Source organism: Enterocloster lavalensis (assembly GCF_046603895.1).
In the GTDB taxonomy this organism is placed as follows: Bacteria; Bacillota; Clostridia; order Lachnospirales; family Lachnospiraceae; genus Enterocloster; species Enterocloster lavalensis.
The window spans coordinates 4,441,812-4,467,512 of the sequence record NZ_CP176637.1; the positions used below are offsets into that span (position 1 = coordinate 4,441,812).

Consider the following 25,701-nt stretch of genomic DNA (forward strand, 5'->3'; position numbering starts at 1 on the left):
ATGTTGAAAAATTTTGCCCATATCGATACAGAGAGCGTCGACGAGGCTGCCGGCCTCCTGAGGGAAGGGGCTGGAAGCTCCAGGATTATCGCAGGCGGCACGGATCTGCTCAGCGTGCTGAAACATAAGCTGGAGCCGGACTATCCGGAACAGCTGGTCAATATCAAGACCGTGGAGGGTTTAGACCACATCACGGCGGACGAGGAAGGGCTGAAAATCGGCGCAGCGGCCAAGCTCTGCGACATCGCCGGTTCGGCCCAGGTGAACGATGGCTATGAGGCGCTCGCTATGGCGGCCAAGAGCGTGGCCACCCCTCTGATCCGCAATCTGGCAACCATCGGCGGAAATCTTTGCCAGGACGTGCGCTGCTGGTATTACCGTTATCCCGACGAGATCGGCGGCAGAATCCGGTGTCTGAGAAAGGGCGGGGATTACTGCAACGCCATGACCGGAGAGAACCGGAACCACTCCATTTTCGGAGCGAAAAAGGTGAACCTCAGCGGATGTTCCCAGAACTGTCCGGCCCATGTGGATGTGCCGGAATACCTGACCTGCATCCGGGAGGGGAACCTGGACGGCGCGGCCGCTATTTTGATGGAATCCAACCCGATTCCCGCCATCACCTCCCGGGTGTGCACCCATTTCTGCCAGATGAACTGCAAGCGGGCGGAATTTGACGAGCACGTTAACATCGGCGGCATGGAGCGGTATGTGGGAGATTATATTCTGGACAACGCGGACCGGTTTATGAAGGCCCCGGAGGCGGAGAGCGGCAAAAAAGCAGCGATTGTGGGCTCGGGTCCCGCGGGTCTGACGGCGGCGTACTACCTGCGCAGGCTGGGGCACCAGGTCCTGGTGTACGACAAGATGGAGGAAGCGGGCGGACTTCTGCGCTATGCGATTCCCGAGTACCGGCTTCCCAAGGACATTGTGCGGAAGCTGATTGCGGCCCTGGAAGCCATGGGGATCCAGTTTAAGACGGGTACTGAGATCGGCAAGGATATACCGGTCAGCGATCTGGTGGAACAGTTTGACAGCGTATTTTTAAATACCGGCGCGTGGAAACGGCCCCTGATCGGCCTGGACGGCGAGGAGCTGACCACCTTTGGCCTGGATTTCCTGATTGAGGTCAACAAGTGGATGGAGAGCAAGATCGGCAAGGACATTATCGTGGTCGGCGGAGGCAACGTGGCGGTTGACGTGGCCATCACGGCCAAGCGTCTGGGCGCAGCCAACGTGATTATGGCCTGCCTGGAGGATGAGAAGCATATGCCCGCCAGCGAGGAGGAAGTGGCCAGAGCCAGGGAAGAGGGAATCGTGATCATGAATTCCTGGGGGCCAAAGGAGATTCTGCGGCAGGATGGACAGATTACCGGTCTGGTGCTGAAGCGGTGCACCCAGGTGTTTGACGGGGAAGGCCATTTCTCCCCGGCTTACGACGATGGGGACACCGAGACGCTGGAAGGAAATTCCATTTTAATGGCGGTAGGACAGAAAACGGACTTATCCTTCCTGGGCGAGGAGCTGGAGCTTAAGGTGAACCGGGGACTGATCAGCGTAGAGCCGGACACCCTTAAAACCAGCCTTCCCAAGGTCTTTGCAGTGGGCGATGTGACCACCGGTCCCAAAACCGTGGTGGCCGCCATTGCGGACGGAAAGAAAGCGGCGGTGTATGTGGACAGCTACATGACCGGCCAGCCCGCGAAAAACTACGAGCATCCCCTGGGACAGATTGTAAAGTTTGATGCCTCCAGCAGCTGTCATTCCCAGAGCGCGAAGCTTGCCGAGCGCCCGAAGGAAGAGCGGGGACTGCATCTGGAGGACTCCTACGGCCTGAGCTGGGAGGAGGTTCAGGAGGAGGCAAAGCGCTGCTTTAACTGCGGTTGTCTGGCAGTGAACCCCTCGGACGTGGCGACTGTGCTGACGGCCATGGAGGCGGAGATCGTCACCAACAAGCGCAGGGAAAAGATCGGCGACATGATGAAAAAGGCCCACTGCCGGCTGGTGGAAGAGGATGAGATCGTCACGGAGATTGTGGTGCCCGCCTCGATCCGGGAGTACCGGACCGGGTATGACAAGTACCGCGTCCGGGATTCCCACGATTTCGCCGTGGTCAGCGTGGCATCGGCCTACAAGTTGGAGGACGGCAAGGTGGCGGACGCCAGGATCGTGCTGGGGGCCGTGGCGCCCATTCCGCTGCGGGCCACAGCGGCCGAGGAATTCATCAACGGCAAGGAGATCACGGAGGAGCTGGCCGGGCAGGCGGCGGAGATCGCGCTGCGCGGAGCCGTACCGCTGTCGAAGAACGAGTACAAGGTGCAGATTGCCAGGTCGCTGGTGAAGAATTCACTGTTAAATGCCGCTGCCGCGCGTTAGAAACGCGGAGCGTCGGAGAATAGAAGTTCCCGTTGGACTGGCCGGCGTGTCTGCCGCGCCGGTCCATCGGGAACCGCTGCTCCGGGCGGGAGTCCGGGGCAGGCGGGGAAGGAGGCTGTGATTGTGAAACGATCCGGTGTGGAGGCGGTGCTTTTGGCTGCCGGTTATTCTTCGCGGATGGGGGAGCTCAAACCGCTCCTCCCGTTGGGCAAAACCACGGTGATCCGACGGCAGGTGGAGATGCTGCAGTCCGTGGCGGACCGGATCATTGTGGTGACCGGTTACCGGGGGGAGGAGGTGGAGCGCCATCTGTCCGGAAGCGGGGCGTACATTGTGCAAAATCCCCGGTTCGCGGAGGGCATGTTCACCTCTGTGAAGGCCGGAATCCGGGGCCTCAGGCCGGAAACCGGCGCGTTTCTGATCCTTCCGGTGGACTATCCCCTGGTGACGGGCCGGATGATCCGCCAGCTTTTAAAGGTTTACCAGGGGAATCAGGACTGCCTGGTGGCCTATCCGTCCTACCGCATGAGAAAAGGGCATCCGCCGGTGATCTGCGCGTCCTGCAAGGAACAGATTCTGGCCTACGACGGGGATTTGGGGCTCAAAGGGGCGCTGAGAGCCTTTGACGGGGCCGCCTGTTATATGGAGACAGAGGATATGCGGTGTGTGATGGATATGGATACGCCCGCGGATTACCGGAAAATACTGGCGGCGCTGGCGGTGGGGTAAGGCCACGGCGGGGTAAGGCCACGGCGGGCGGCGTTGCGCGCCGGGGCAGTGAAGCGAAGGGCGAGACAGCGGCGTTATGCGCTGGGGCAGTGAAGCAGAGGGCGAGGCAGTGGCCTTGCGCGCCGGGGCAGTGAAGCGAAGGGCGAGGCAGCGGCGGTGTGCGCCGGGGCAGTGAAGCAGAGGGCGAGGCGGGCGGACCTGCCGCCTGGCCGCGCAGGAGAGAGGGGGCTGTATATGGTTCAGGCTTATTATGTGCCGCAGACGGTGGAGGAAGCCGCCGGGCTGCTTGAGAAGCATGCGGGAAAGGCCAGAATTATGGCCGGAGGAACGGATCTGGTGCTGGATATCAAGGACGGAAAGCACTGCCCGGAGTACCTGGTGGATATCACGAAGATAAAAGAGCTGAAACAAATTGAAGCGCGGGAGCAGACGATACTCATCGGGGCCGGAGTCACCCACAACCAGGCGGCGGCAAGCGCGCTTGTACAGGGGGGCGCCGCGTGTCTGGCCCAGGCCTCCTCCATGGTGGGTTCCCATCAGATTCGCAATTCCAGCACCCTGGCAGGCAACGTGGTGAACGCCCAACCGGCGGCGGACAGCGCGGTGGCGCTGGTGGCTCTGGGGGCCAGGGCCAGGATTCTGACCGGCCGGGAGGAAGCGCTTGTTCCGGTGGAGGAGCTGTACGCGGGGTTCGGAAAGAGTCATGTGGACAGCAGCAAGAGCATTCTGACAGGATTTCTGGTTCCGGCGGAAGCGGGAACCGGCAGCGGGTACATGCGGCTGCAGCAGCGGAAAGCCCTGGCTTTGCCCATGCTGTGCGTGGCCGCCTGGATCAGGCGGCAGGAGGGTACGGTGAAGGAGGCGCGGATCGCCATGGCTCCGGTGGGAGTGGGGCCGGTAAGGGCCGCAGAAGCTGAGCATTTCCTTCTGGACAGAGAGGGCGGAGAGGCCCTGTGGTCCAAGGCCGGAGAGTTGGCCTTAAAGAACGCCAACCCCAGAGACAGCCTGGTGCGGGGTTCCAGAAAATACCGTCTGGAAGTCCTGCCCGCCCTGGTCCGGGAAGCACTCTCTATGGCCTGGGAGGACGCGGGGAGAAAGGAGGAGGCGCATGGATAACCAGTTGGTTCATTTTACATTAAATGGAAAAGAAATCTCTGTGGCCGTGGAACCCTTTGAGATGCTGGCCGATACGCTCCGCTGCCGTCTGAATCTGACCGGGACCAAGAAGGGCTGCGGTCAGGGGGAGTGCGGGGCGTGCACGGTGATCCTGGACGGGGATGCGGTGAATTCCTGCATGGTGCCGACGATCAAAGCGGATGGATGCCGGGTGGTCACCATCGAAGGTTTGGAAGAGAATGGAAAACTTCATCCGATCCAACAGGCGTTTGTGGATGCGGGCGCGGTGCAGTGCGGATTCTGCACGCCCGGCATGATTTTGTCCACCAAGGCGCTTCTGGATAAAAAGCCGGACCCCACGAAGGAGGAGATTCACATCGCCCTGGCGGGAAATATCTGCCGCTGCACGGGTTATGTGAAGATCGAACAGGCGGTGGAGCTGGCGGCAAACGCCATCCGGCGGAACCATGAGAACCAAACGGCGGAAGGGAGGTACGGCGGATGAAACCTGAAGGAGCGGTAGGAAGATCCATTCCGAGAATCGATGCGGTGGAGAAGGTGACGGGGGAGGCCGTTTTTACAACAGACCTGGATTTCCCCGGAATGCTTTACGCCAAGGTTTTGCGAAGCCCTTATCCCCACGCGCGCATTGTATCCATAGATATCTCCCAGGCGGAGAAGCTGCCCGGAGTGGCCGCGGTGGCGACCTGGGAAAATACCACGGACGTGCGGTATAACGGTTCCTGCAGCGAGGCGAATCCCCCGGCGGTGCCCGTGGAGGATGAGCAGATTTTTAACCGGGAGCTGCGCTATGTGGGCGACGAGGTGGCGGCGGTAGCGGCCGACAGCGAGGAGACGGCCCTGGCCGCGCTGAAGCTGATCCGGGTGGAATACGAGGAGCTCCCGGCGGTTTACGACCCGTTGGAGGCCATGAAGCCCGAGGCGCCCGCGGTCCATCCCTGTTTTCTGGGCAATAACATCGCCGGCATGGCAAAGTTCCCCATGGGGGACATTGAACAGGGCTTTGCTGAGAGCGACGTGGTGATCGAAGAGCGCTATAAACTCCCGGTGGTGAAGCACTGTCAGCTGGAAACCCAGTCCGCGGTGGCAAGCTTTACGAGATCAGGAAAACTGACCGTCTGGTCCACCACCCAGAGTCCCCATCCCTTAAGGGGGCTTCTGGCCAGGCTGTTCGGCCTTCCAGCCGGCAGCGTCCGGGTCCTCAATCCGCCTTACATCGGCGGCGCCTTCGGCTCCCATGTGGGCACCAGCGCCAAGGCGGAGCCCATTGCGGCGGCTCTGGCGATTATGGCGAAAAAGCCCGTGCGTCTCGTCTATGACCGCAAGGAAGATTTTATCGCGTCGCCCACCAGGCATTCCGGCTATATCACGGTGAAGCTGGGGGCCATGAAGGACGGCACGCTGAGGGCATTATATTTAAATGCGGTTTTGAATACGGGCGCCTACGCCTGCGCGGGCCCGGATGTGACGGCGGTGCTGGGCGTCACAAACATCAGCATTTACCAGATCCCCAATGTGATGTACGACGGGCTGTGCGTTTACACGAATACCACCACGGCCGGGGCCATGAGAGGATTCGGCAATCCCCAGGGGAATTTTGCAGTGGAGTCCACTATGGACCTGATGGCGGAAAAGCTGGGCATGGACAGTGTCGCGCTGCGGCTGAAAAACGTCATGACACCCTACGCGCCCTGGCTTCCGCCCTACCCCTGCGCCACCGTGGGACTGGCGGAGTGCATCGAGCGCGGTGCGAAGCAGATCGGATGGGAGCGCCGCCACGGGAAAATGACCGGCGACAAGCCTTACAAGGTCCGCGGCATCGGCATGGCGGCAGGGACGCATCTGAGCAATTCCTGGCCCTTTGCCGTGGAATTTGACAACGCGTATCTGGCGCTTCAGGAGGACGGCTCCGCCCAGCTGGCAGCTGGCGTGCCGGATATGGGGCAGGGCATCGCCACCACGCTGTCCCAGGTGGCCGCCTCGTCTCTGGGCATCGACGTGGAGCAGGTGCACATCGTGTTCGGGGACACTCAGAGCACGCCCTACGATATCGGAAGCCATGCCAGCAGAACCCTCTATTCCGCAGGCACGGCGGTGAACGCGGCGGGTAAGGATGCCAGGGGAAAACTGTTCGCCTTTTTAGCGGGACAGATGGGCGTGCCGGAGGAGAGTCTGGACATGGAAAACGGACAGATCACGGTGAACGGGAAGGAAACCATGACCATAAAGGAAGCCGCCCACATGTTGCACCGGAACAACCGTCAGATTGTGGGACTGGGCCAGACGGTGCCCTTTAACGCGCCGCCATGGCACGCCCATTTTGCGGAGGTGGAGGTGGACACCAGAACGGGTCAGGTGACCGTGCTGCGGGTGGTGGCCGCTCACGATGTGGGCCGTGCCATCAATCCGGATATCGTGGAGGGACAGATCCAGGGTTCCGTGCTCCAGGGCATCGGGTACGCCCTGAGCGAGCAGATCGTGTACGACGCCCGCGGAAAACAGGCCCAGGACAGCTTTCACAAGTATTACCTGCCCACGATCATGGAAGTTCCGCAGATTGAGACCATTCTGGTGGAGACAAATGAACCCAGCGGGCCCTTTGGGGCCAAGGGTGTGGGCGAGTGCGGCCTGGTACCCACCGCCGCGGCCATTGCCAGCGCGGTGGAAAATGCCATCGGAGTCCGGTTCCACGAGATTCCGATGACGGAAGAGCGTGTTTTGGAAGCATTGGGAGGATGACGGCACAGCCGTCCGGCACCATTAAAAATGGGGGCCGGGCGGCTGTTTTTTTGCTGCGGGATTGTACGAAAGAATCGGATATGGTAGTATGGTAGACAGAAAGCCGGTTCACGATTTCCGGCGGAGGAGACCATATGCAGATACAGCAACTCGTATATTTTATGAAAATCGCGGAACTGGGGAGCATGAACAAAGCGGCTGCGGAGTTGCTTATGACCCAGCCCAACTTAAGCCGGGCTATGATGAACCTGGAGGATGAGCTGCACATCAGGATTTTCACGCGCAACAACAAGGGCGTTGTCCTGACAGAGGACGGAAAACAGCTTTACCAGTACGCCCGGACCATTTTGAATCAGATGGAGCTGATCGAGGGCATCGCCTCCCGGGAGGCCACGCCCATTCTATCCATCGCCTCCTACCCCATGGTGTCGGTTTCCCGGCTGGTCAGCCGGGTATACAACCTCCACAAGGGGGAGAACATCAAAATCCAGCTGCTGGAGCGCAGGCTGCAGCAGGTTATCGAGACGGTGGAACGCGGGGAGGCGGAGTTGGGGGTCCTGCTCTACAACAGCGTCCAGGGCAAGGAAGTGAAGCATATGCTTCAATATAAAAACATGGAATACAATTTTCTGGGGACGGACACCTGGTACGCCAACGTAGGGCCTTACAGCCCTCTTTACGACCGGGAGGAGGTGTCGGCGGAGGAACTGCTGCATTATCCGGTGGTGCGGATGCCGGACGACTATTTCTCCAATCTGACGTTTTATCTGGCGGTGGGCGGCGTTTTGCTGACCGAATTCAAGAAAGTGGTGTACATGAGCGACAACGCGGCGGCCGTCAACATGCTGAAATATACGGATGTATTCCGTTTTGGCTCCAGGATCAACAGCGGGGAGTTCGCGCTCCACGGCATCCGGACCATTCCCATTAAGGACTGCGGGGTGGAGATCAGCGTTGCCTGGATCCGCAGGAAAAAGGAGATACTGAGCCCGGTTGCCCGGGAATTCACGCAGATGCTGGAGGCGTGGGTGGGGGAGGTGCTGGGATGAGGGTAATGGGGATTATTTTGGCGGAGGGTACATATGACCATACAGCAGATGAAATATTTTATTGCAGTTGCAGATTCCGGCTCCATCAGCGAGGCGGCAAAACGGCTGTACGCGGCTCAATCCAGCGTGTCCAGCGCGATCAAGGAGATTGAGTTCTATTACGGCATCACCGCTTTTTCGCGGGAATCCAAAGGCGCGTGTCTGACAAAGGAAGGGGAGGAGCTGCTCATTGAATTCAAAGGGATTTTAACCCGGCTGGAGTTTCTGGATGAAAAGTACCTGGGCAAACACCGCAGCTACCAGGGATTTTCCGTGTCCGCCCAACACCATATCTGCGGCATGGATTCTTTCATATCCGCTATCAACAGCGTTGAGGGAGAGACCTATGAATTCGGCTTTTACGAGTGTAAGACCCTGGAAATTCTGGAGCGGGTCGACCGGGGAATGGACGATCTGGGCATCATTTTCTTCTCGGGCCAGCGCAGGGAACAGATGATGCAGGAGTTCCGCAACCGCCATCTGACCTACCACCACCTTTCGTACAAGAAGGCCCACATCTATCTGTCCCAGACCCATCCCCTGGCAAAATACCAGGAGATTCCCATGGAAGAGCTGGAGCAGTATCCCTATGTGGCGTACGACAGGACGTCGGAAGCGAATCTGGCCTATACGGACCGGGCGCCCTTTCTGCGTTTGAAGAAAATTATCTATGTGTCGGACCGGGCCTCCACCTATTCCCTGCTCAGATGGTGCAACGGTTTTGTGGTGGGCAGCGGTTACCACTCATCGGACCGGTATTACAGCGATATTGTATGCCGCCCGCTTCAGAACGGGATCGATCTGGACGTGGGCTGGGTGGCGAAGAACAAGCGCATTCTGCCGGAGATAGCCGGCCGGTTCATCAATCTGATGGCCAGCCGTGAGCTGGGGCGGGAGGAGCAATAATCGGAAAAAGCGATGGATATCCATCGCTTTTTTGCTTGTTCCCGAAGACTTTGTTCTATGTTATCTTAGAGACATAAAATATTTGAGAAGGAGAAGTGGTATGGGAAAGCTAAAAACAGTTGTTGTAAAGTACTGGAAGGTTTATGCGGCCGCGCTGGTCATTGCGGTTATCTGCGATTTGATCGGGACGGTCAAACTGAACATCGGGATCGGAACGCTGACCATATTCCCCATGGTGTTTGCAACGATAATCGGGGGAATATTGGGGCCGGACGCGTTTAAACTCTTTAAAGTTCCGGAATCCAGGCTGGGGGGCAGCCTGGTGCTGGTGGTGCTCGCGCCGTTTATGGCCAAAATGGGGGTTTCGGCCGGCGCCAATCTGTCAAAACTTGTCTCCGTGGGACCGGCGCTGATTTTACAGGAATTCGGGAATCTGGGAACCATTCTGTTCTCGCTCCCCATCGCACTTTTTCTGGGGCTTAAGAAGGAGGCCATCGGGGCCTGCTATTCAGTCAACCGGGATTCCAACCTGGGGCTGACGACGGATATCTATGGACCGGACGCCCCGGAGACAAGAGGGACCTTTGCCGTGTACATTGTAGGCTGCGTGATCGGTACGGTGTTCCTCAGCATTCTTGCCAGCGTGGTGGCGTCGTTTGACATTCTCCATCCTCTGGCGCTTGGCATGGCAAGCGGGATCGGAGCGGGTTCCATGATGACGGCTGCAGCGGGCACGCTGGGGGAAATTTATCCCCAGTACGCGGAGGATATCCTGGTTATGGGCGGCGCCAGCGATATGCTGACCGGCATTACCGGCATCTATATGGGAACCTTTGTGGGGCTGCCGCTGACGCGCAAACTGTACGCAATACTGGAGCCGAGAATCGGCCGCATTATAAATAAGGAGGCAAACTGATGGTCAGAAAATATTTTATTCAACAGGTGGGACTGCTTTTGATGGTGGCAGTGATTATCATGATCACCAATATAATTGGCTACGGCATGCCTCTGGCGGACACAATCAAGGGGGTGCTTGTACTCTGCGCCATCGCTCTTTTCGGACTGACGGTCAGCAAGTTTATGAGCCGGTACGTCAAGCTTCCGTCCATGATGTACGTGTCCCTGACGGGCCTGCTGCTGGCCTCGCCCATTTCCCCGGTAAAGGACATTATCATCGGCGTGACGTCCCAGGTGGCGTTTTTAGCTCCGACCACGGCCATGGGAGCGTTCGCCGGAATCTCCCTGGGCAAGGATTTAAAGGATTTTGCGAAAATGGGTTGGAAATTGATCATAATCACGTTGTTTGTCATTGCCGGAACCTTCGTTTTCTCGGCAATCGTAGCGGACGCCGTGCTGCGCTTTACAGGCGCCATTTGATGTGAGGGAGGAAGAAACATGAAAAACTGCGATATTTTAATCAAGGGCTGTGAAATCCTGGGGCCCGGAATGAGCGTGACCGGGCCGTGCTCAGTGGCGATCCATAAGTCTCTCATCGAGAAGATCGGGCCTTCGGACCAGGTGGAGAAAGAGTATCTGGGCGGCACGGTGGTGGATGGCAGAGGAAAGCTGCTCATGCCGGGAATGGTGGACGGACATACCCATACCTGCCAGCAGCTTCTAAGAGGCCGCGTGTCGGACGAATATCCCATGATATGGACACGGTTTTTGGTGCCGTTTGAGAGCAATCTGAAACCGGAGGATACCAGGATCAGCGGGCAGCTGGCCTGCCTGGAAATGATCAAGAGCGGGACCACGGCGTTTGCAGATTCCGGCGGCGTTCACATGGATCAGGTGGCGGAGGCGGTGATCGAGTCCGGAATGCGGGCGGCAATCGCCAAATCCACCATGGATATGGGAGATATTGTCAGCGGGGCGATGAAGGAAACGGCTCAGGAAGCGGTGGAGCGTACCAGGGATTTGTACCGCAGCTACCACGGAGCCGGGGACGGAAGGGTGAGCATATGGTTTGCGATCCGGCAGGTCATGACCTGTTCCCGGGAATTGATCGCTATGGTCAGGGACGCGGCCGCCGAACTCCATACAGGGATTCACGCCCACCTCTGCGAGCACAGGGACGAGGTGATTTTCTGCCTGAAGAATTATCAGAAGCGCCCGGCCCAGTTTCTGGATGAAATGGGGGTGCTGGGGCCAAACCTGCTCACCGCCCACAATGTTATGCTGTCGGATGAGGATATCCGGTGTATGGCAGAACGCGGGGTAAAGGTGATACACTGCCCCCGTGCGAACCTGGCATACCATGGATTTCCCAAAACGCCGCAGATTTTGAGAGAGGGTTTGAACGTGGGCCTGGGCAGCGACGGAGCGGCCCCTTCGAATCTGGACCTGTTCGATGAGATCAAGGTGCTGCGCTATGCGATGCTGGCATACTGGGGGCTTCCCTACTTCAACCCGGTTGTCATGACCTGCCCCACGCTCCTTAAGATGGCTTCCCAGGGCGGTGCGAACGCTTTGGGCCTTGGTTCAAGCATCGGAAGCGTGGAGGAAGGCAAAAAGGCGGACGTGATACTGTTAAAGACCGAACAGCCCCATATCCGGCCGACACAGAATCTGGTAAACAGCCTTGTGGATGCGGCCTGCGGGCACGACGTGACAGATTCCATCATTGACGGCAAATTGGTGATGAAGGACAGAAACGTTCTGACGCTGGACGAGGAAAAGATCCGGTATGAGGCAGCGGCTCACATGGAGCAGATTATGAGACGGGTCTGACGGCGCAGGAAATGGAAGCGAGACGAAATAAGATACATGGGGAACCGCATCATCTGTTCTGGTCCATCTGCGGGGTAGTGTTTTTTGCCGCAGCTTATCGCTGGTTCCTGGTTCCGGCCGGCCTGTACGGGGGTGGGTTTACCGGAATCGCCCAGCTGATCAAGCTGTTTTTGCAGGAGATTGTGGGAATCGGGATACCGGAGGAGATGGATTTGACAGGGGTGATTTTCTGGTGCATTAACCTCCCTCTGTTTGCCCTGGGCTATAAGTGCCTTGGCGGAAAATTCCTGTACCGGACCATCCTGGCGGTGTTTATCCAATCCCTGCTTCTGACCTTTATACCGGCTCCGTCCAGCCCGCTTTTAGACGATCTGCTCTTAAACTGCATGATTGGCGGCGCCCTGTCCGGGCTTGGGGTGGGAATGACCCTGCGGGCGGGCGGTTCCGGCGGCGGGCTCGATATCCTGGGCATGTACTGCGCCAAGAAGCTGCCCGATTTCAGCGTGGGGAAAATTAACGTGTTGACCAACGCGTTGATCTATCTGGCCGCAGCCATACGCTACGACTTTGAAATAGCGGCATACTCCATGGTATTTGCGGTGGCGGCGGGGGTTGTGACGGACTGCACCCACGACCAGAATATTAAAATAGCGGCATTCATTGTGACGGAAAATAAAATGCTGGGGGATCGCATCAGCAAGGCCGTGTGCAGGGGCGTCACCAGCTGGGAGGGCTGGGGGGAGCACAGCCGCCAGGGAAAGACCGTTCACATGGTTGTGGTCAGCAAATATGAGCTTCAGGGAATAAAGTGGCTGATCAAACAAGAGGATCCCCAGGCATTTGTCATGATCCTTTTGCCAGAGACAACCATGGGGAATTTTGAGAAACGGCTGGAAGTTTTATAATTGCTGCGAAGCAGCCGGGGGAATATCGTTTCAGGGCATCCGAGAGATGCCCTGATTTTTTGCCGTTTCCCACTGGCTATGCTTTTTAATTATAGCTGAGAGATAAGAAACTGAGATTATGCAGATATCCGTTCCTGCGCTATAATTGATTACAGAGACCATAAAATGTGTGCAACAAAAAGAAGATAAAGAGCGGCGGTTATGGGCTGGGCTTAAGAAACAGTTAATTAAGGAAAGATCTCATGAAAAAGAAAGGGAGAGACGGTATGCAGCAGGTTTATGAAGCGGTGAGGAAACATGTGAGCGAACGCAGGGGAGAGATGATCTCACTTTTGGAAAAGATTGTAAATATTGACAGCGGCACTACCAACATCGCCGGTGTGGAGGCGGTTTGCGGGATATTGAAACAGGAAATGGAAGCCATTGGCATGGACGTCAGGGTGATTCCCTCAGAGGGCGCGGGCCCAGTGCTGGTGGGGGAGTGGTGCTGCGGCGGCACGAAACGGCCGCTTCTGTTCCTGGGCCACATGGACACGGTTTTTGAGGACGGGGAGGCGGAGCACAATCCGTTCAGAATCGACGAAAACGGGCTGATCCACGGCCCCGGCGTGCTGGATATGAAGGGAGGGCTGGTAGTCGCGCTGTCTGCCATCCGGGCGCTGCGGGATATCGGATCCACGGACCGGCCGGTCAAATGCATATTTGTGGGGGACGAGGAAAAACTCCACATGTTTTCCAGGACAAAGCAGATCATGATCTCGGAGCTTTCCGGGGCGGAGGCCGCGTTAAATTTTGAGGTTGGCTACCGGCACGACGGGCTGGTGGTTGGACGGAAGGGCGGCGGAATTGTGGACGTGACGGTGCACGGGGTGCCGGCCCATTCCGGGCTGGCTCCGGAAAAAGGGAGAAGCGCGGTGGCGGAGATGTGTTATAAGGTCCTTGAGCTGGAGGCTAGCCGGGATATTGAGCGGGGGAAATTAATCAACTGCGGCATGGTCAGCGGAGGAATCGGAGAGAACACGGTTCCGGGCGAGGCCAAAATCAGCATCGGCATCCGTTTTCCTTCCCTGGCGATCCGGGACGAGATTTTGGCGGATATCCGGTCGGCCACGGAGCGCGTCCATATTGAGGGAACAAAGGCGGAGATGAACGTGCGCATGATGATGGAGAGCATGGACACCACCGATGGAGTGATGGAGCTGTTTGAACATATTCGGAAGGTGGCCGGGGAATGCGGCTACGGCGAAGTCCATCCGGTTACGGTGGGCGGCGTGTCGGATTCCGGCGCGGTGGTGTCAAGCGGCGTCCCGGCCGTGTGCGGCATGGGCCTCAAAGGGGAGGGCTGCCACACCAAAGACGAGTACGCCCTGGCGGACAGCCTGGTTGACCGGGCGGTGCTTGCCGCGTGCGCGGCTTACGCATTATAGAGGACTACAACAAAAGGGATCGGGTATCCCGGGTTAAAACACGATACTGACCGCCAGTCATTGCGACGACCGGAGTAAATACTAAGATGGCGAAAAGCCAGAAAGCGGAGGTATAAGTCTATGAAGAACTACCCATTAAACGTTGAAGCACCAAAATCCTTTTCCTATGTAAAGCGCAACATCCCCAATGTGACGGTGGAGCAGCGCGAGCGGGCGCTCAAATCCACCCACTACAATGAATTTGCATTTCCGGCGGGCATGCTGACCGTGGATATGCTGTCGGATTCCGGCACCACCGCCATGACGGATGTGCAGTGGAGCGCCATGTTCCTCGGGGATGAGTCCTATGGCCGCAACAAGGGATATTACGTGCTCATGGACGCGTTCAGGGATGTGTTCGAGCGGGGAGACGATCAGAAGCGGGCGATCAATCTGGTGAGAACGGATTGCCAGGATATCGACAAAATGATGGATGAACTGTATCTCTGTGAGTATGAAGGGGGCCTGTTCAACGGAGGCGCGGCCCAGATGGAGCGCCCCAACACCTTCATCATGCCCCAGGGGCGCGCCGCGGAGAGCGTGCTGTTCGCCATGGTCAGCAAAATCCTGGGGGAGCGCCATCCAGGTAAGAATTTCACCATCCCCTCCAACGGCCATTTCGACACCACGGAGGGCAACATCAAGCAGATGGGCTCCACACCCCGCAACTGCTTTGACAAGCAGCTTCTCTGGGAGGTGCCGGAGGGCGGCGTCTATGAGAAGAATCCCTTCAAGGGAAATATGGACACGGCAAAGCTGGAAGCCCTGATTGAGGAGGTGGGCCCGGAAAATGTTCCGCTGGTCTACACCACCATCACCAACAACACGGTGTGCGGACAGCCGGTTTCCATGGCCAACATCCGGGAATCCAGCCGCATCGCCCACAAGTACGGAATCCCCTTCATGCTGGACGCCGCCCGCTGGGCCGAGAACTGCTATTTTATCAAGGTGAACGAGGCGGGTTATGAGGACAAATCCATTTTCGCCATTGCAAAAGAGCTGTTTTCCTACTGCGACGGATTTACCGCCAGCCTGAAAAAGGACGGCCACGCCAACATGGGCGGTATCCTTGCGTTCCGGGACAAGGGCCTGTTCTGGAAGAATTTTTCCGACTTTGACGCGGAGGGAAACGTGGTCACGGACGTGGGAATTCTGCTGAAGGTAAAGCAGATTTCCAGCTACGGCAACGACTCTTACGGCGGAATGTCCGGCCGGGACATCATGGCCCTGGCCGCGGGACTGTACGAGTGCGGGCGCGTTGAGTACCTGAAGGAGCGGGTGGACCAGTGCGAATACCTGGCCCAGGGTTTTTACAAAAACGGCGTCAAGGGCGTGGTCCTTCCAGCCGGAGGGCACGGCGTATACATCAACATGGACGAATTCTTTGACGGAAAACGCGGGCACGACTCCTTTGCGGGCGCGGGTTTCAGCCTGGAACTGATCCGGCGCTACGGCATCCGCGTCTCCGAGCTGGGGGACTTCAGCATGGAGTACGACTTAAAGACCCCGGAACAGCAGAAGGAGGTCTGCAACGTGGTCCGCTTCGCCGTCAACAGAAGCCAGCTCTCCAGAGAGCATCTGGACTATGTGATCGCGGCCGTGACCGAGCTGTACAAGGACCGAAAGAGCATTCCCAATATGCGGATCACGCTGGGACACAAGCTTCCAATGCGGCATTTCCATGCGTTTTTGGAGCCGTATGAGGCGGAGGAGTAAGAGGGGGTAGGGGACTGAGGGCAGCGTAGCCGCTATAATAAACATGCCTTTCCATGACGTTTTTTGCGCAATGAAAGGCATGTTCTTTGTGAATACGATCAGGCTTAATTATGGACGATTGATTTTTCGGAAGTATGATCAAGGTGGCAGTTGTGAAAATATAAGATGGCATCTACCGATACCATTACCATGTTGATAATATAGAATATAAATACATAGGTTATAGTTCCCGAATAAAGCTTTGCACCGATGCCGCAGGCATATCCGATGAGAATAAACATTAAAAAAACGATACTTTTTCCTTGACTTGTGCGTGTTCTGTAAGATTTAATGATTGACAGCGGCCAGGAAATACCGAAACAGATTACCATTGCTGCTTCCAGAAACTGGGACATATTATCTTACCTCCTACTTAAACATTGATCAGGCATTGATTCAAAATACCGGCGTTTGAGACTGCCATATATAATGTCTCGCCGATTTTGTCGGGTGTGGCGGCAATCGTGATTCCGCAATCATTGAGCACGTTTATTTTTTCATGCGCGTTGCCGGAAGATCCGGCAACTATTGCGCCTGCGTGTCCCATGCGGCGGCCGGGAGGGGCGGTCTGCCCTGCTATGAATGCAACTACCGGTTTTTTCATATGTTCTTTGATCCAGAGCGCGGCCTCCTCCTCGCTGCTTCCACCGATTTCACCAATCATAACAACTGCATATGTATCGGGATCACGATTGAAAAGATCCAGTACGTCAATAAAATCCATACCTTTGATGGGATCGCCGCCGATACCGACAGCGCTGGACTGTCCGATATTAAGGGCGCTGAGCTGCCCCACCGCTTCATAGGTCAGTGTGCCGGAACGGGATACGACGCCCACATGACCCGGACGATGGATGGAACCCGGAAGAATGCCTGCCTTACACTGGCCAGGAGTGATCAGTCCGGGGCAATTAGGTCCGATCAGGTGTGTTTTTTTGCCCTTCAGATAATTTTTGACTTTTATCATATCAAGAATTGGTATGCCTTCCGTGATGCAGACCACAAGGTCGATCTCCGCATCGGCTGCTTCCAGTATAGAATCAGCTGCGTATGCGGGAGGAACAAATATAATTGAGGTATTTGCGCGGGTAGCCTCCTTGGCTTCTAAAACCGTATGATAAATCGGCACACCGAAAATACTGTTCCCGCCTTTTCCGGGAGTGACACCAGCGGTCACATTGGCACCGTAGGAAATCATCTGTTGTGTATGATAGCGGCCCTGGGAGCCGGTAATACCCTGGACGATTAGGCGGGTATCGTTTCCTATTAAAATTCCCATTTGTGTTCCCTCCTATCCTTTCAGGGCGGAGATGCTTTTCAGGGCGGCATCTGAGAGACTGGCTGCAGTCTGGATATTTAGCCCGGATTCTGATAATATTCTGGCTCCCTCTAAAGCATTGGTTCCGGCCAGGCGGACGACCAAAGGAACCTTAAGTCCGGTCTGCTTTACCGCCTCCACGATGCCGGAAGCAATGATATCGCATTTGATAATGCCGCCGAATATGTTTACCAGAATCACCTTTACAGAGTCGTCTGAGAGCAGAATGTGAAACGCGCCGGCCACTGTTTCGGCAGAGGCACTGCCGCCTATATCCAAAAAGTTGGCGGGTCGTCCACCACTAGCCTCAATCATGTCCATGGTTGCCATCGCCAGACCCGCACCATTTACCATACAGCCAATATTTCCGGAAAGCTGGATGTAATTGAGATGATATCTGGAGGCTTCCACTTCACGGGGATCTTCCTCAAACGGATCATACATAGATTTGAGCTCTGGATGGCGGTAGAGCGCATTGGAATCAAAGTCAATCTTTGCATCAACCGCTATGAGATGGTGCTCTTTGGTCTCAGCTAATGGGTTGATTTCTACCAACGAACAGTCCTTTTCTATAAACAGATGATAGAGAGCCATTGCCAGGGCGGTGAATTCCCCATATAATTTGCAATTTAATCCGATTCCGCGGGCGACGTCCCGACAGGCATAGTCTGTAAGTCCGATTGCAGGATGGATCAAGTGTTTTACGATTTTATCAGGGGAGTTCGCAGCTACTTCTTCAATTTCCATACCTCCCGAGGAGGAGGCAATCATTACCAGTCTGTTTTCCCTTCGATCTGTGGTTATACTGAGATAATACTCTCGTTCAATGTCGATTCCCTGAGAGATAAGGACCTTGCGGACTAATTTTCCTTCGCTCCCGCTTTGTTTCGTGATCAGGTGTTTTCCGAGCATCCTGCCGGCTGCGATACCGGCCTCGCGGGCTGACCGGCAAAGCTTTATTCCGCCCGCCTTGCCACGTCCGCCGGCGTGGATTTGTGCCTTGACCAGCAGAGAACTATGCCGGGTGAGCGCGGCAGCCGCTTCTTCGGCAGATTGTTGATTGGAGGCTAATATACCTTCCGGGACAGGAATCCCATATTCAGAGAACAGAGATTGAGCTTGATACTCATGAATCTTCATCGATTGTGTTCTCCTCTCTACGCAATTTCTAAAAGGGACTGTAGAGGGTGAGATTTAATTAAGCTCTCCCCCTCATGCAATGCTCTGCGGTTTAACTCTTTCGTGTCTGCGGGAATATGGCGGAATACAGCCTGTTCAAGCTGCTCTGGGGAGGCAAGGTTCAGGGCGGCGTTGATGGCGCCTACGGCTACGATATTTGCAGTGAATGCTTTGCCAACCTTTTCTAAAGCAGTCCGAAGAATCGGAATCGCAATTACCTTCCTGCCTTCCAGGCAGGTAGGAAGTTTCAAGCTTTCATCGACCATGACCAGGCAGTCCGGGGGCAGATTCTGCGAATATTTTTCAAGGGCGGCCTGGGTGAGGGCAAGAAGAAAGCCAGGGCGGATGACTTTCGTAAAACCGATTACGCCATCACTGACGATTACCTCTGCTTTGCACATACCTCCTCTGGCTTCAGGTCCATATGATTGGGACTGGAGAATGTTTTTTCCGGCCATGAGGCCGGCATCTGCCAATATGATTGTGGCAAGAATTACACCCTGACCGCCGGAACCGGTCAACCGCATTTCATAACGTTTATTCATCGTTTCTCCTCCTGGCATTTATCAATGATTTTCTGGTATTGTGCCGTATATTCCGGCAGCTTATCTTGTGTCAAAGTACCGACCAGGTAAGTGCCTTCAGGTAGGGAGCCATTCATTTGAGCAGCGCGTTTTGTAGTAACACCGTGCTCTCTTTGCCATTGAAGCAGATTGATAGAATTTCCCTTCTTATTTTTCCTTCCATAGTAGGTAGGACAGACGCTATAGCAGTCAATGAGGCTGAAGCCAGTGTGCTCGATGCCGTTTTGAATGGCTTCTATGGTTTCGTTTACGTGATAGGCGGTTCCTCTGGCTGTATAAGTAGCGCCGGCGCCAGCTGCCAGACGGGCGATATCAAAGGGACGGTCAATGTTTCCGTAAGGGGCAGTGGTGCCGAACTCTCCGGTAGGAGTGGAGGGGGAGTATTGGCCGCCGGTCATACCATAAATATTATTGTTGAAAACCACTACGGTCAGATCAATATTACGGCGAGCAGCATGAATCAGGTGATTGCCACCGATGGCAGCCGCGTCGCCATCGCCGGTAATCACAATCACATGCAAATCGGGGCGGGTGATTTTGATTCCTGTTGCAAAGGCAATGGCCCGGCCGTGGGTAGTGTGGATTGTGCTGAAATCCATATAGCCTGCGGCGCGGGAAGAGCAGCCAATTCCGGATACGATGCAGACCTTATGGCGTGGCAGCCCTGTATTTTCGATGGCCTGCGCCACATCACGCATGAGGATGCCGTGACCACATCCCGGGCACCAGATTGTCGGCAAATGAGAAAGCCGCATGTATTTTTGGATCAGAGAGCTAGGCATATTAGTTCACCTCCTTTAACTTATCAACAATCTCATTGGGAGTAATGACAGTACCATTGATTTTTCCAATAAATGAGATAGCACAGTTGTTTTTTACAATCCGTTGAATTTCTAAAAGAATTTGACCGTAGTTATGCTCTGCCACCACCAACTGTTTGACTCTTTTCGAGAGCGCAAAAAGGGGGCCTTCCGGAAATGGCCAGATGGAGACAGGTCGGAATATTCCCACCTTGATTCCTGCTTCCCTTGCCATCTCCACGGCAGTCATAGCGCTGCGCATAGTACCTCCGTAGCATACAATGACGATATCTGCATCCTCTGTCATTATCTCTTCATAGGTAACGATATCGGATAGATTTTGAGAGATCTTTTCCATCAGCCGCGTACAGAGCGTCTCCGCTGTTTCGGGAGAGCTTGTGGGAAATCCGTCGTCATCGTGCACCAGGCCGGTGATATTGTAACGTGCGCCTTCGCCAAAAGCGGCCATGGCGGGGATAAGTTCCCCGGCTTCCAGATAGTAGGGTTTCCGCAACGTTTCAGGATTCCTGGATACTTTCCGGTTTTCAATCGACAGTGTGCCCGGATCAGGGAAGGTAAAACCTTCTCTTAAGTGCCCGATTATCTCGTCCATCAACAGTATCACCGGCGTGCGGTATTTTTCCGCAAGATTAAAGGCACGGATGGTCAGATGAAAGGTTTCGCTGACCGTAGAGGGCGAAAGGGCAATGACAGGATGGTCGCCATGAGTCCCCCATCTGGCCTGCATCACATCTCCCTGAGAAGGGGAAGTCGGCAAGCCTGTGGATGGACCAGAGCGCTGTACGTCTACAATCACACAAGGTATTTCAGCCAGGGCGGCGTAGCCGATATTTTCCTGCTTCAGAGAAAATCCCGGGCCGCTGGTTGCAGTCATAGACTTTACTCCTGCCACAGAAGCTCCGATGACAGCAGCCATGCTGGACAGTTCATCTTCCATTTGAATAAAGTGTCCCCCTACCTGAGGAAGCCGCAGGGCTGAACATTCTGCAATCTCAGTGGAAGGGGTGATGGGGTATCCGGCAAAAAAGCGCATACCCGCGGCAATAGCGCCTTCAACGCAGGCTTCATTGCCCTGCATCAGTACGGTGTTGGACATTTTAACTTCCTCCTTTTACTCAGATTTGATGTAGATGGCATAGTCCGGGCAGCGAAGTTCACAGATACCACACAGAATACAGGATTGCTCTCGGTTCAGTGTAACGGTTCCTTGCGTAAGTACCAATGCATTTTTGGGACAAAATGCAACGCATATACCACATGCTTTGCACCAGGCCGGATTTATGACCAGTTCTCGCTTCATAGCTTCCTCCCTTCTACATGATAAAATATGCAATATAAAAAATAAAATATATTTTAAAACCATTATACATCGTTAAATTTGTCTGTAAAACAGATAAATTATGGGGTAAACTACAACACTTTGCTTGTGAAACCGCTTAAATAGCTTTAAACTTAGTTAGAAATCGACTATATGCACAAAAAATATCTATAACTACAAATGAAACTTGACAAAAATGACGACAGCGTATACAATATAATAAAATATAAAAAATAAAATATATAAAACTATCAACCTATCATCTCAGATACATAAAGTTGAAAATATAAAAAATATATGATATATTATTTAGGAGGAAAAATATGACAGAAGCGCAATATGATCGACTCATGAGGTTATCAACCACAAATATTTCGGATGCAAATGATTTTTACGGCATCAACGGAAGCACATACCAGATCAATGCGGTATGGGCGGGAAGCCGTAAGATCGCCGGGGAGGCTGTGACGGTGCGCCTCACGGCCGCAGGAACCACTCCTCCGAAAACCCATCTGGGAATCGCCGCGATTGAGGCGGCCAAAAAGGGCAATATCATAGTTGTTGATAATGGGGGGCGTCTGGATGTATCCTGCTGGGGAGGCGTGCTCGCCACGGGCGCAAAGCAGAAAGGGATTGCCGGTGTTGTGATCGATGGTGCATGCAGGGATATCGATGACTATGTGGCGCTGGATTTCCCTGTTTATGCGCGGGGGTCGGTGGTGGCCACTGCCCGGGGAAGGGTAGTGGAACATTCTACAAACGATGTAATTCAGTTCGGCGGAGTACAGGTTCGCCCAGGGGATGTTGTGATGGCAGATCTCAGCGGTGTGGTGGTTGTGCCTGCAGAAATGTTTGATAAGGTATTGGAAAAAGCAGAGCAGCTGTATCAGAAGGAAGAGGATATGTGCAGGGATATTCTGAATGGTATGAGCAGCCTGGAAGTAGATCAGAAATATAATTATAATAAAATGTTGACAGGCAAATGACCGGGGATGTCTGCCTGACAACAGAAGAGGTGAGACGGAGATGGCAAAGCTTGGGAATAAGCGGGTTATAACGGTAGCGGAGTATGCCTACAATACGATTCAGGAGATGATATTATCTGGCGAGCTGTCTCCGGGAGAGCGGATCAATTTAGATGCACTTACAGAACTGATGGAGGCCAGCCGGATACCTGTAAAGCAAGCGTTGGACAAGCTCTGTGCCGAAGGGCTGGTGCTGGAGGTGCCCAGAAAAGGGATGAGCGTGATGCCGGTATCCGTTGAAGACCTAAACAGCATTTTTGAGATGCGCTGTTCGATGGAGCCGATGGCATATATAAAGGCTTTTCAACATGTGTCTGACGAGGATATTCGCGCTTTGCATGCGCTGCTTGACACCCAGGATAAGGAAACGGTTGATGTCAACCTTGTAATGGCACAGAATAAAGAGTTCCATTCCGTATTGTACGCTTTGTCAAAAGATGAAGGGCTGATTAAGAATATTAACCAGCTCTGGATTTTGAGCAATCGTTACCGACGCCTGTACTATAAAGAGACGACCTATAACAGCCGTATTGTGAAAGAACACTATGAACTGGTGGACTATCTGGAAAAAGGGAAAAAACAGGAAGGGGTCGACATGTTGATCGAGCATACCCGCAGAAGCCAGGAGATTATCCTGAAAATGTTTGGTGAAGAAATTCAGCCCCTTCCGTTTAAGCTGACGGTAGTTTAAAATCACGCCTTTTAATGGCGTTATATTGGTAAAATAGAGCGAGAAACGTGATGGCGCAGGGCCAATGATAAGGAGCCTGCGCCATCACGTTTCTCATTTATTATAACAAACAGCCGATGTACGATGATTTTCAGAACACGGAGCCGGTGAAAGAGAGATCAGCCTAAATTGCTGTGGTGGCAGCTGCCGCTCCATAGAGAGCAGGATCATGCGCTGGGAGGTTCTCGTGTGTAGGATGATGAAATCAGCCGCTTCCTGAACCCTGCGCGCGGCAATCAGTTCCACGATCTGGCGATGTTCCGCCTGTATCCGCCTGTTGGAATTTGGGGTTTGAAAATACATTCTGCGATAACGTTCAGATTGTTCCCACAGATTATCAAATACTCTGAGGAGCACCTCATTTCCCGACAGCTGCACAATATATCTGTGAAAACTGCGGTTTTGCTCCAAGATGGAAAACAGCGAATGGTCTGTGGAATCCTCCTGGTATTGGAGCATACGGTATAGGTTTTGAATCGAAGCCTCGGAAGCAGATGTGGTGGTCAGCATGATAGCCATGGCTTCAATCTGAGCGCGCACATCAAATAGCTGATTCAAAGAGTCCGGGCTTAAAGGCGATACAATTACACCTCGGCGCGGAATTTTTAAAACCAACCCTTCAGCAGCCAGCCGGTCCAGGCCGCTGCGAATTGGCATACGGCTGAGACTTAGCTTGCGCGCGGCCTCATCCTGATCGATTTTTTCTCCGGGAGCAAGAGAACCGGAAAGAATCCAGCTTTTCAGTGACTCGTATGCAAATTGTGCAGCAGATGTTTTGGAACTGTCCATTGTTCGACTCCATTCTCCGCAGATACCGTGTGGGTTACCTTGAAAAAGATACATAATGAGCATACTATATTTAATTTCATTCGTCAATATCGTCAATTTAAAACGATAGCGTCACTTTACTTTCGGAAACAAAAGGATAGAATTCACCCATATGGCAGAACTTAGATTTGTTCTTTCTAGGTTATCATATCTTGCCCATTTTTTCTACCGCCTCTTTTCTGCTTTTTGATTTTACGTTCAGCAAACACACAACTCAAGGGTTCCTTTCAGCTTTCTGCCCTTGACTTGTGTGTTTGCTTCCCTGTACGATTGTAGTCAAGCAGAAAAAAGCCGCATTCTAGGCGCCCAGTTCCTGGTTAATCCATACGCGCATCCATTTCATACTATGCTGCTCAAGTCCGGGGAGACGCCCCCGGAGACGCTCCTGATATCTCCATCCGGCCTGCTTTTTACACACCTCCTTTTTCATCTCTATTTCTTCCTCCGACAGCGGCTTCTCTCTCCGGCGTTCTTTCTGATATGCCAGAAGATCTATGATTTTACCACCATTTTTCGTATATGCCCGTAGCCTTGACATCCGGCCACACCCCTGCTCGCTCCAGCCCATCGGACGACTGCTCATCCTCGCGCTTAGCACATGACTCACCTGGCCTTCCGCACAGCATTTCCAGTTGGCCCCTGCCTCTTCCGTCCGGATCTGAATCCCATCCCATTGGTTCAGAAAATAGCCAAGGGCACCCTCTACATCCCGATACTTCCCGCCTTCCTCTGTTATCTTCAGTATTTCAGCATAGACCTTCTGCAGCCGTTTCTTGTAGCGGCCGTTCAAGCATTCCCAAATCTCACTCTTTACTTCTTGCGCGCTGTCCAGCAGATGGGATACGGAGATATTCACATATTTCATCATATGGAACTTGTCCAGCACAAACCTCCCCTTCCCCAGCACTTCACAGCCCGCGCGAATCCAGCCAGCACCGTCTCCTGCTATGTAAACGCATTTCAAATATTCAGTATCATAATAGGTGTCTATATAGTCCCTTACCTCCTCCCATAACCTTTTGTTTGCTTCCTGTCCCTTGTAGATACCGCAGAAGTAGTGTTTCCCGGTTAGTTTGTGTCTTGGGCTCTTTGAGGTTTCCCCCGCCTCATCTACCACATCCTCATACAGGCAGATGAGTTTCGGCATGATGGTGTTGATCTTATTCCCGCGGCTGTCCTTCCCCAGGTCCCCCTTTTGGTTCCAGAACTGGGCCGCCACATGGTCCTCGTCCGCTACGATATGCAGGTATTCCAACCGCTTCTTTTCTGCCGGTGGTGCGACAGGGAGCTGGGCCTCTGTGTCATGAACCAGACGTTTTACAGTCTGTTTACTGACCTGTCCCATAAGGGGGATGGTCTGGCCTCCCTTAGCGTAACTGGTCTGTACCGCCTCTTCCAGAATGCATGCGGCTGCCCCAAGCGTGATCCTCTGATGTCCTTCAATTCCAAGGATTTCATCCAGGAGGTAGACGAATTTCCCGGTTTTCTTATCCCTGTAGCCAGTCCTGCGGAACCGGATCGGTCCCAGGATATCCAACAGTTCCTTCGATTCATTGCGCTGTTCAATGTTCCATTTTTTCTTTCGTATCAGACTTTCTCTAATCTCATCATCTATTTTTTCATACAGTTCTGCAATCAGCCTGGCCCCGAGCCCCAGCATCCGGTCATGGATATCCTGTGACAGGTCATGAGGCTCTTTATTACCTTTCAGCATGGCCGCTACGAGATTTTCAATTTCCTTGATGTCATTTTCGATAAAATGTAGTATACTATTATACATAGAAAGCACCGTCCTTTGTTGTGATCGTTTTTCGCAAATCCAATCATACCACAAAGCGGTGCTTTCTTTTTTTGTTTTTATTAGTTTACATAATTTCCCATCAACTAATTACCCGAAAGTAATGTTACGCTATTATTTAAAACAGAATTGGTCGTAACCGTTCTGATCTCAAGAGATATTATATTTGATCAAAAAATACCCCCTCTCATTTGAAATAAACAAAAAATATAAATAAATTAGTCAATATTACACAAAAATGCAAAAAAGATATTGACAAAATTAGATAT

The 25,701-nt window shown here is 53.9% G+C and carries 24 protein-coding genes; 15 read left to right on the top strand and 9 right to left on the bottom strand.

The features are described 5' to 3' along the window. Positions 1 to 3: 3 nt before the first annotated feature. The 13 genes from ACK2JC_RS19805 (at position 4) to ACK2JC_RS19865 (ending at position 15,792) form a co-directional block, all read left to right on the top strand. Positions 4 to 2,376, top strand: a complete 2,373-nt coding sequence (locus ACK2JC_RS19805) for an FAD-dependent oxidoreductase (protein WP_408608738.1) — start codon at positions 4 to 6, stop codon at positions 2,374 to 2,376. 123 nt (positions 2,377 to 2,499) lie between these two features. Next, complete coding sequence (locus ACK2JC_RS19810) at positions 2,500 to 3,105, top strand: NTP transferase domain-containing protein (RefSeq protein ID WP_233460838.1); 606 nt, start codon at positions 2,500 to 2,502, stop codon at positions 3,103 to 3,105. A gap of 234 nt (positions 3,106 to 3,339) precedes the next feature. Beyond that, positions 3,340 to 4,221, top strand: a complete 882-nt coding sequence (locus tag ACK2JC_RS19815) for a xanthine dehydrogenase family protein subunit M (protein ID WP_368271000.1) — start codon at positions 3,340 to 3,342, stop codon at positions 4,219 to 4,221. Then, positions 4,214 to 4,726: a (2Fe-2S)-binding protein gene (locus ACK2JC_RS19820; RefSeq protein WP_368270999.1), complete on the top strand. Its 513-nt coding sequence runs from the start codon at positions 4,214 to 4,216 to the stop codon at positions 4,724 to 4,726. The genes ACK2JC_RS19815 and ACK2JC_RS19820 overlap by 8 nt, the downstream gene beginning before the upstream one ends. Then, entirely contained in the window at positions 4,723 to 6,981 is a 2,259-nt protein-coding gene (locus ACK2JC_RS19825) for a xanthine dehydrogenase family protein molybdopterin-binding subunit (protein ID WP_368270998.1), read from the top strand. Before ACK2JC_RS19820 ends, ACK2JC_RS19825 begins: the two co-directional genes overlap by 4 nt. Positions 6,982 to 7,115: 134 nt before the next feature. Continuing rightward, positions 7,116 to 8,030 carry a LysR family transcriptional regulator gene (locus ACK2JC_RS19830; RefSeq protein WP_368270997.1) on the top strand — a complete coding sequence of 305 codons (915 nt, stop codon included), beginning with the start codon at positions 7,116 to 7,118 and terminating at the stop codon, positions 8,028 to 8,030. A 33-nt stretch (positions 8,031 to 8,063) separates the two neighbouring features. Continuing rightward, on the top strand, positions 8,064 to 8,975 hold the full coding sequence (locus ACK2JC_RS19835; protein WP_092364342.1) for a LysR family transcriptional regulator: 912 nt from the start codon (positions 8,064 to 8,066) through the stop codon (positions 8,973 to 8,975). A gap of 100 nt (positions 8,976 to 9,075) precedes the next feature. Then, positions 9,076 to 9,891, top strand: coding sequence for a DUF3100 domain-containing protein (locus ACK2JC_RS19840; protein ID WP_040412167.1), 816 nt, complete (start codon positions 9,076 to 9,078; stop codon positions 9,889 to 9,891). Then, complete coding sequence (locus tag ACK2JC_RS19845) at positions 9,891 to 10,352, top strand: hypothetical protein (protein WP_092364345.1); 462 nt, start codon at positions 9,891 to 9,893, stop codon at positions 10,350 to 10,352. Before ACK2JC_RS19840 ends, ACK2JC_RS19845 begins: the two co-directional genes overlap by 1 nt. Before the next feature lie 18 nt (positions 10,353 to 10,370). Continuing rightward, the gene (locus ACK2JC_RS19850; protein WP_302327556.1) at positions 10,371 to 11,705 is read left to right on the top strand and encodes an amidohydrolase; all 1,335 of its coding nucleotides are present in this window, start codon (positions 10,371 to 10,373) and stop codon (positions 11,703 to 11,705) included. Between the two features lie 11 nt (positions 11,706 to 11,716). Then, entirely contained in the window at positions 11,717 to 12,610 is an 894-nt protein-coding gene (locus ACK2JC_RS19855) for a YitT family protein (RefSeq protein ID WP_302327555.1), read from the top strand. Positions 12,611 to 12,852: 242 nt separating this feature from the next. Beyond that, positions 12,853 to 14,037, top strand: a complete 1,185-nt coding sequence (locus tag ACK2JC_RS19860) for a M20/M25/M40 family metallo-hydrolase (RefSeq protein ID WP_368270996.1) — start codon at positions 12,853 to 12,855, stop codon at positions 14,035 to 14,037. Positions 14,038 to 14,157: 120 nt separating this feature from the next. After that, the gene (locus tag ACK2JC_RS19865) at positions 14,158 to 15,792 is read left to right on the top strand and encodes a tryptophanase (RefSeq protein ID WP_276850240.1); all 1,635 of its coding nucleotides are present in this window, start codon (positions 14,158 to 14,160) and stop codon (positions 15,790 to 15,792) included. Positions 15,793 to 15,896: 104 nt separating this feature from the next. On the opposite strand, the gene ACK2JC_RS19870 is transcribed toward ACK2JC_RS19865, so the two are convergent. From ACK2JC_RS19870 to ACK2JC_RS19900, 7 genes are read right to left on the bottom strand one after another with little or no spacing between them, the layout of a single operon-like run. Beyond that, positions 15,897 to 16,187, bottom strand: coding sequence for a hypothetical protein (locus tag ACK2JC_RS19870; RefSeq protein ID WP_368270995.1), 291 nt, complete (start codon positions 16,185 to 16,187; stop codon positions 15,897 to 15,899). A 17-nt stretch (positions 16,188 to 16,204) separates the two neighbouring features. Further along, positions 16,205 to 17,110, bottom strand: a complete 906-nt coding sequence (gene sucD, locus ACK2JC_RS19875) for a succinate--CoA ligase subunit alpha (protein WP_368270994.1) — start codon at positions 17,108 to 17,110, stop codon at positions 16,205 to 16,207. A gap of 12 nt (positions 17,111 to 17,122) precedes the next feature. Then, positions 17,123 to 18,289, bottom strand: coding sequence for an ADP-forming succinate--CoA ligase subunit beta (gene sucC / locus ACK2JC_RS19880; RefSeq protein WP_368270993.1), 1,167 nt, complete (start codon positions 18,287 to 18,289; stop codon positions 17,123 to 17,125). 17 nt (positions 18,290 to 18,306) lie between these two features. After that, positions 18,307 to 18,873 carry a 2-oxoacid:acceptor oxidoreductase family protein gene (locus ACK2JC_RS19885; RefSeq protein WP_368270992.1) on the bottom strand — a complete coding sequence of 189 codons (567 nt, stop codon included), beginning with the start codon at positions 18,871 to 18,873 and terminating at the stop codon, positions 18,307 to 18,309. After that, a complete protein-coding gene (locus ACK2JC_RS19890; RefSeq protein WP_368270991.1) occupies positions 18,870 to 19,694 on the bottom strand; it encodes a thiamine pyrophosphate-dependent enzyme in 825 nt (274 codons plus the stop codon). Before ACK2JC_RS19890 ends, ACK2JC_RS19885 begins: the two co-directional genes overlap by 4 nt. Position 19,695: 1 nt before the next feature. Further along, the gene (locus ACK2JC_RS19895) at positions 19,696 to 20,829 is read right to left on the bottom strand and encodes a 2-oxoacid:acceptor oxidoreductase subunit alpha (RefSeq protein WP_368270990.1); all 1,134 of its coding nucleotides are present in this window, start codon (positions 20,827 to 20,829) and stop codon (positions 19,696 to 19,698) included. Positions 20,830 to 20,844: 15 nt separating this feature from the next. Then, the gene (locus ACK2JC_RS19900) at positions 20,845 to 21,096 is read right to left on the bottom strand and encodes a ferredoxin family protein (protein WP_368280999.1); all 252 of its coding nucleotides are present in this window, start codon (positions 21,094 to 21,096) and stop codon (positions 20,845 to 20,847) included. Between the two features lie 278 nt (positions 21,097 to 21,374). Between ACK2JC_RS19900 and ACK2JC_RS19905 the strand changes: the two genes are divergently transcribed. Then, on the top strand, positions 21,375 to 22,037 hold the full coding sequence (locus ACK2JC_RS19905) for an RraA family protein (RefSeq protein ID WP_368270988.1): 663 nt from the start codon (positions 21,375 to 21,377) through the stop codon (positions 22,035 to 22,037). A 40-nt stretch (positions 22,038 to 22,077) separates the two neighbouring features. After that, positions 22,078 to 22,767, top strand: coding sequence for a GntR family transcriptional regulator (locus ACK2JC_RS19910; protein WP_368270987.1), 690 nt, complete (start codon positions 22,078 to 22,080; stop codon positions 22,765 to 22,767). 93 nt (positions 22,768 to 22,860) lie between these two features. On the opposite strand, the gene ACK2JC_RS19915 is transcribed toward ACK2JC_RS19910, so the two are convergent. Beyond that, on the bottom strand, positions 22,861 to 23,595 hold the full coding sequence (locus ACK2JC_RS19915) for a GntR family transcriptional regulator (protein ID WP_368270986.1): 735 nt from the start codon (positions 23,593 to 23,595) through the stop codon (positions 22,861 to 22,863). A gap of 337 nt (positions 23,596 to 23,932) precedes the next feature. Then, complete coding sequence (locus ACK2JC_RS19920) at positions 23,933 to 25,414, bottom strand: ISLre2 family transposase (RefSeq protein ID WP_411337599.1); 1,482 nt, start codon at positions 25,412 to 25,414, stop codon at positions 23,933 to 23,935. Between the last annotated feature and the right edge of the window lie 287 nt (positions 25,415 to 25,701).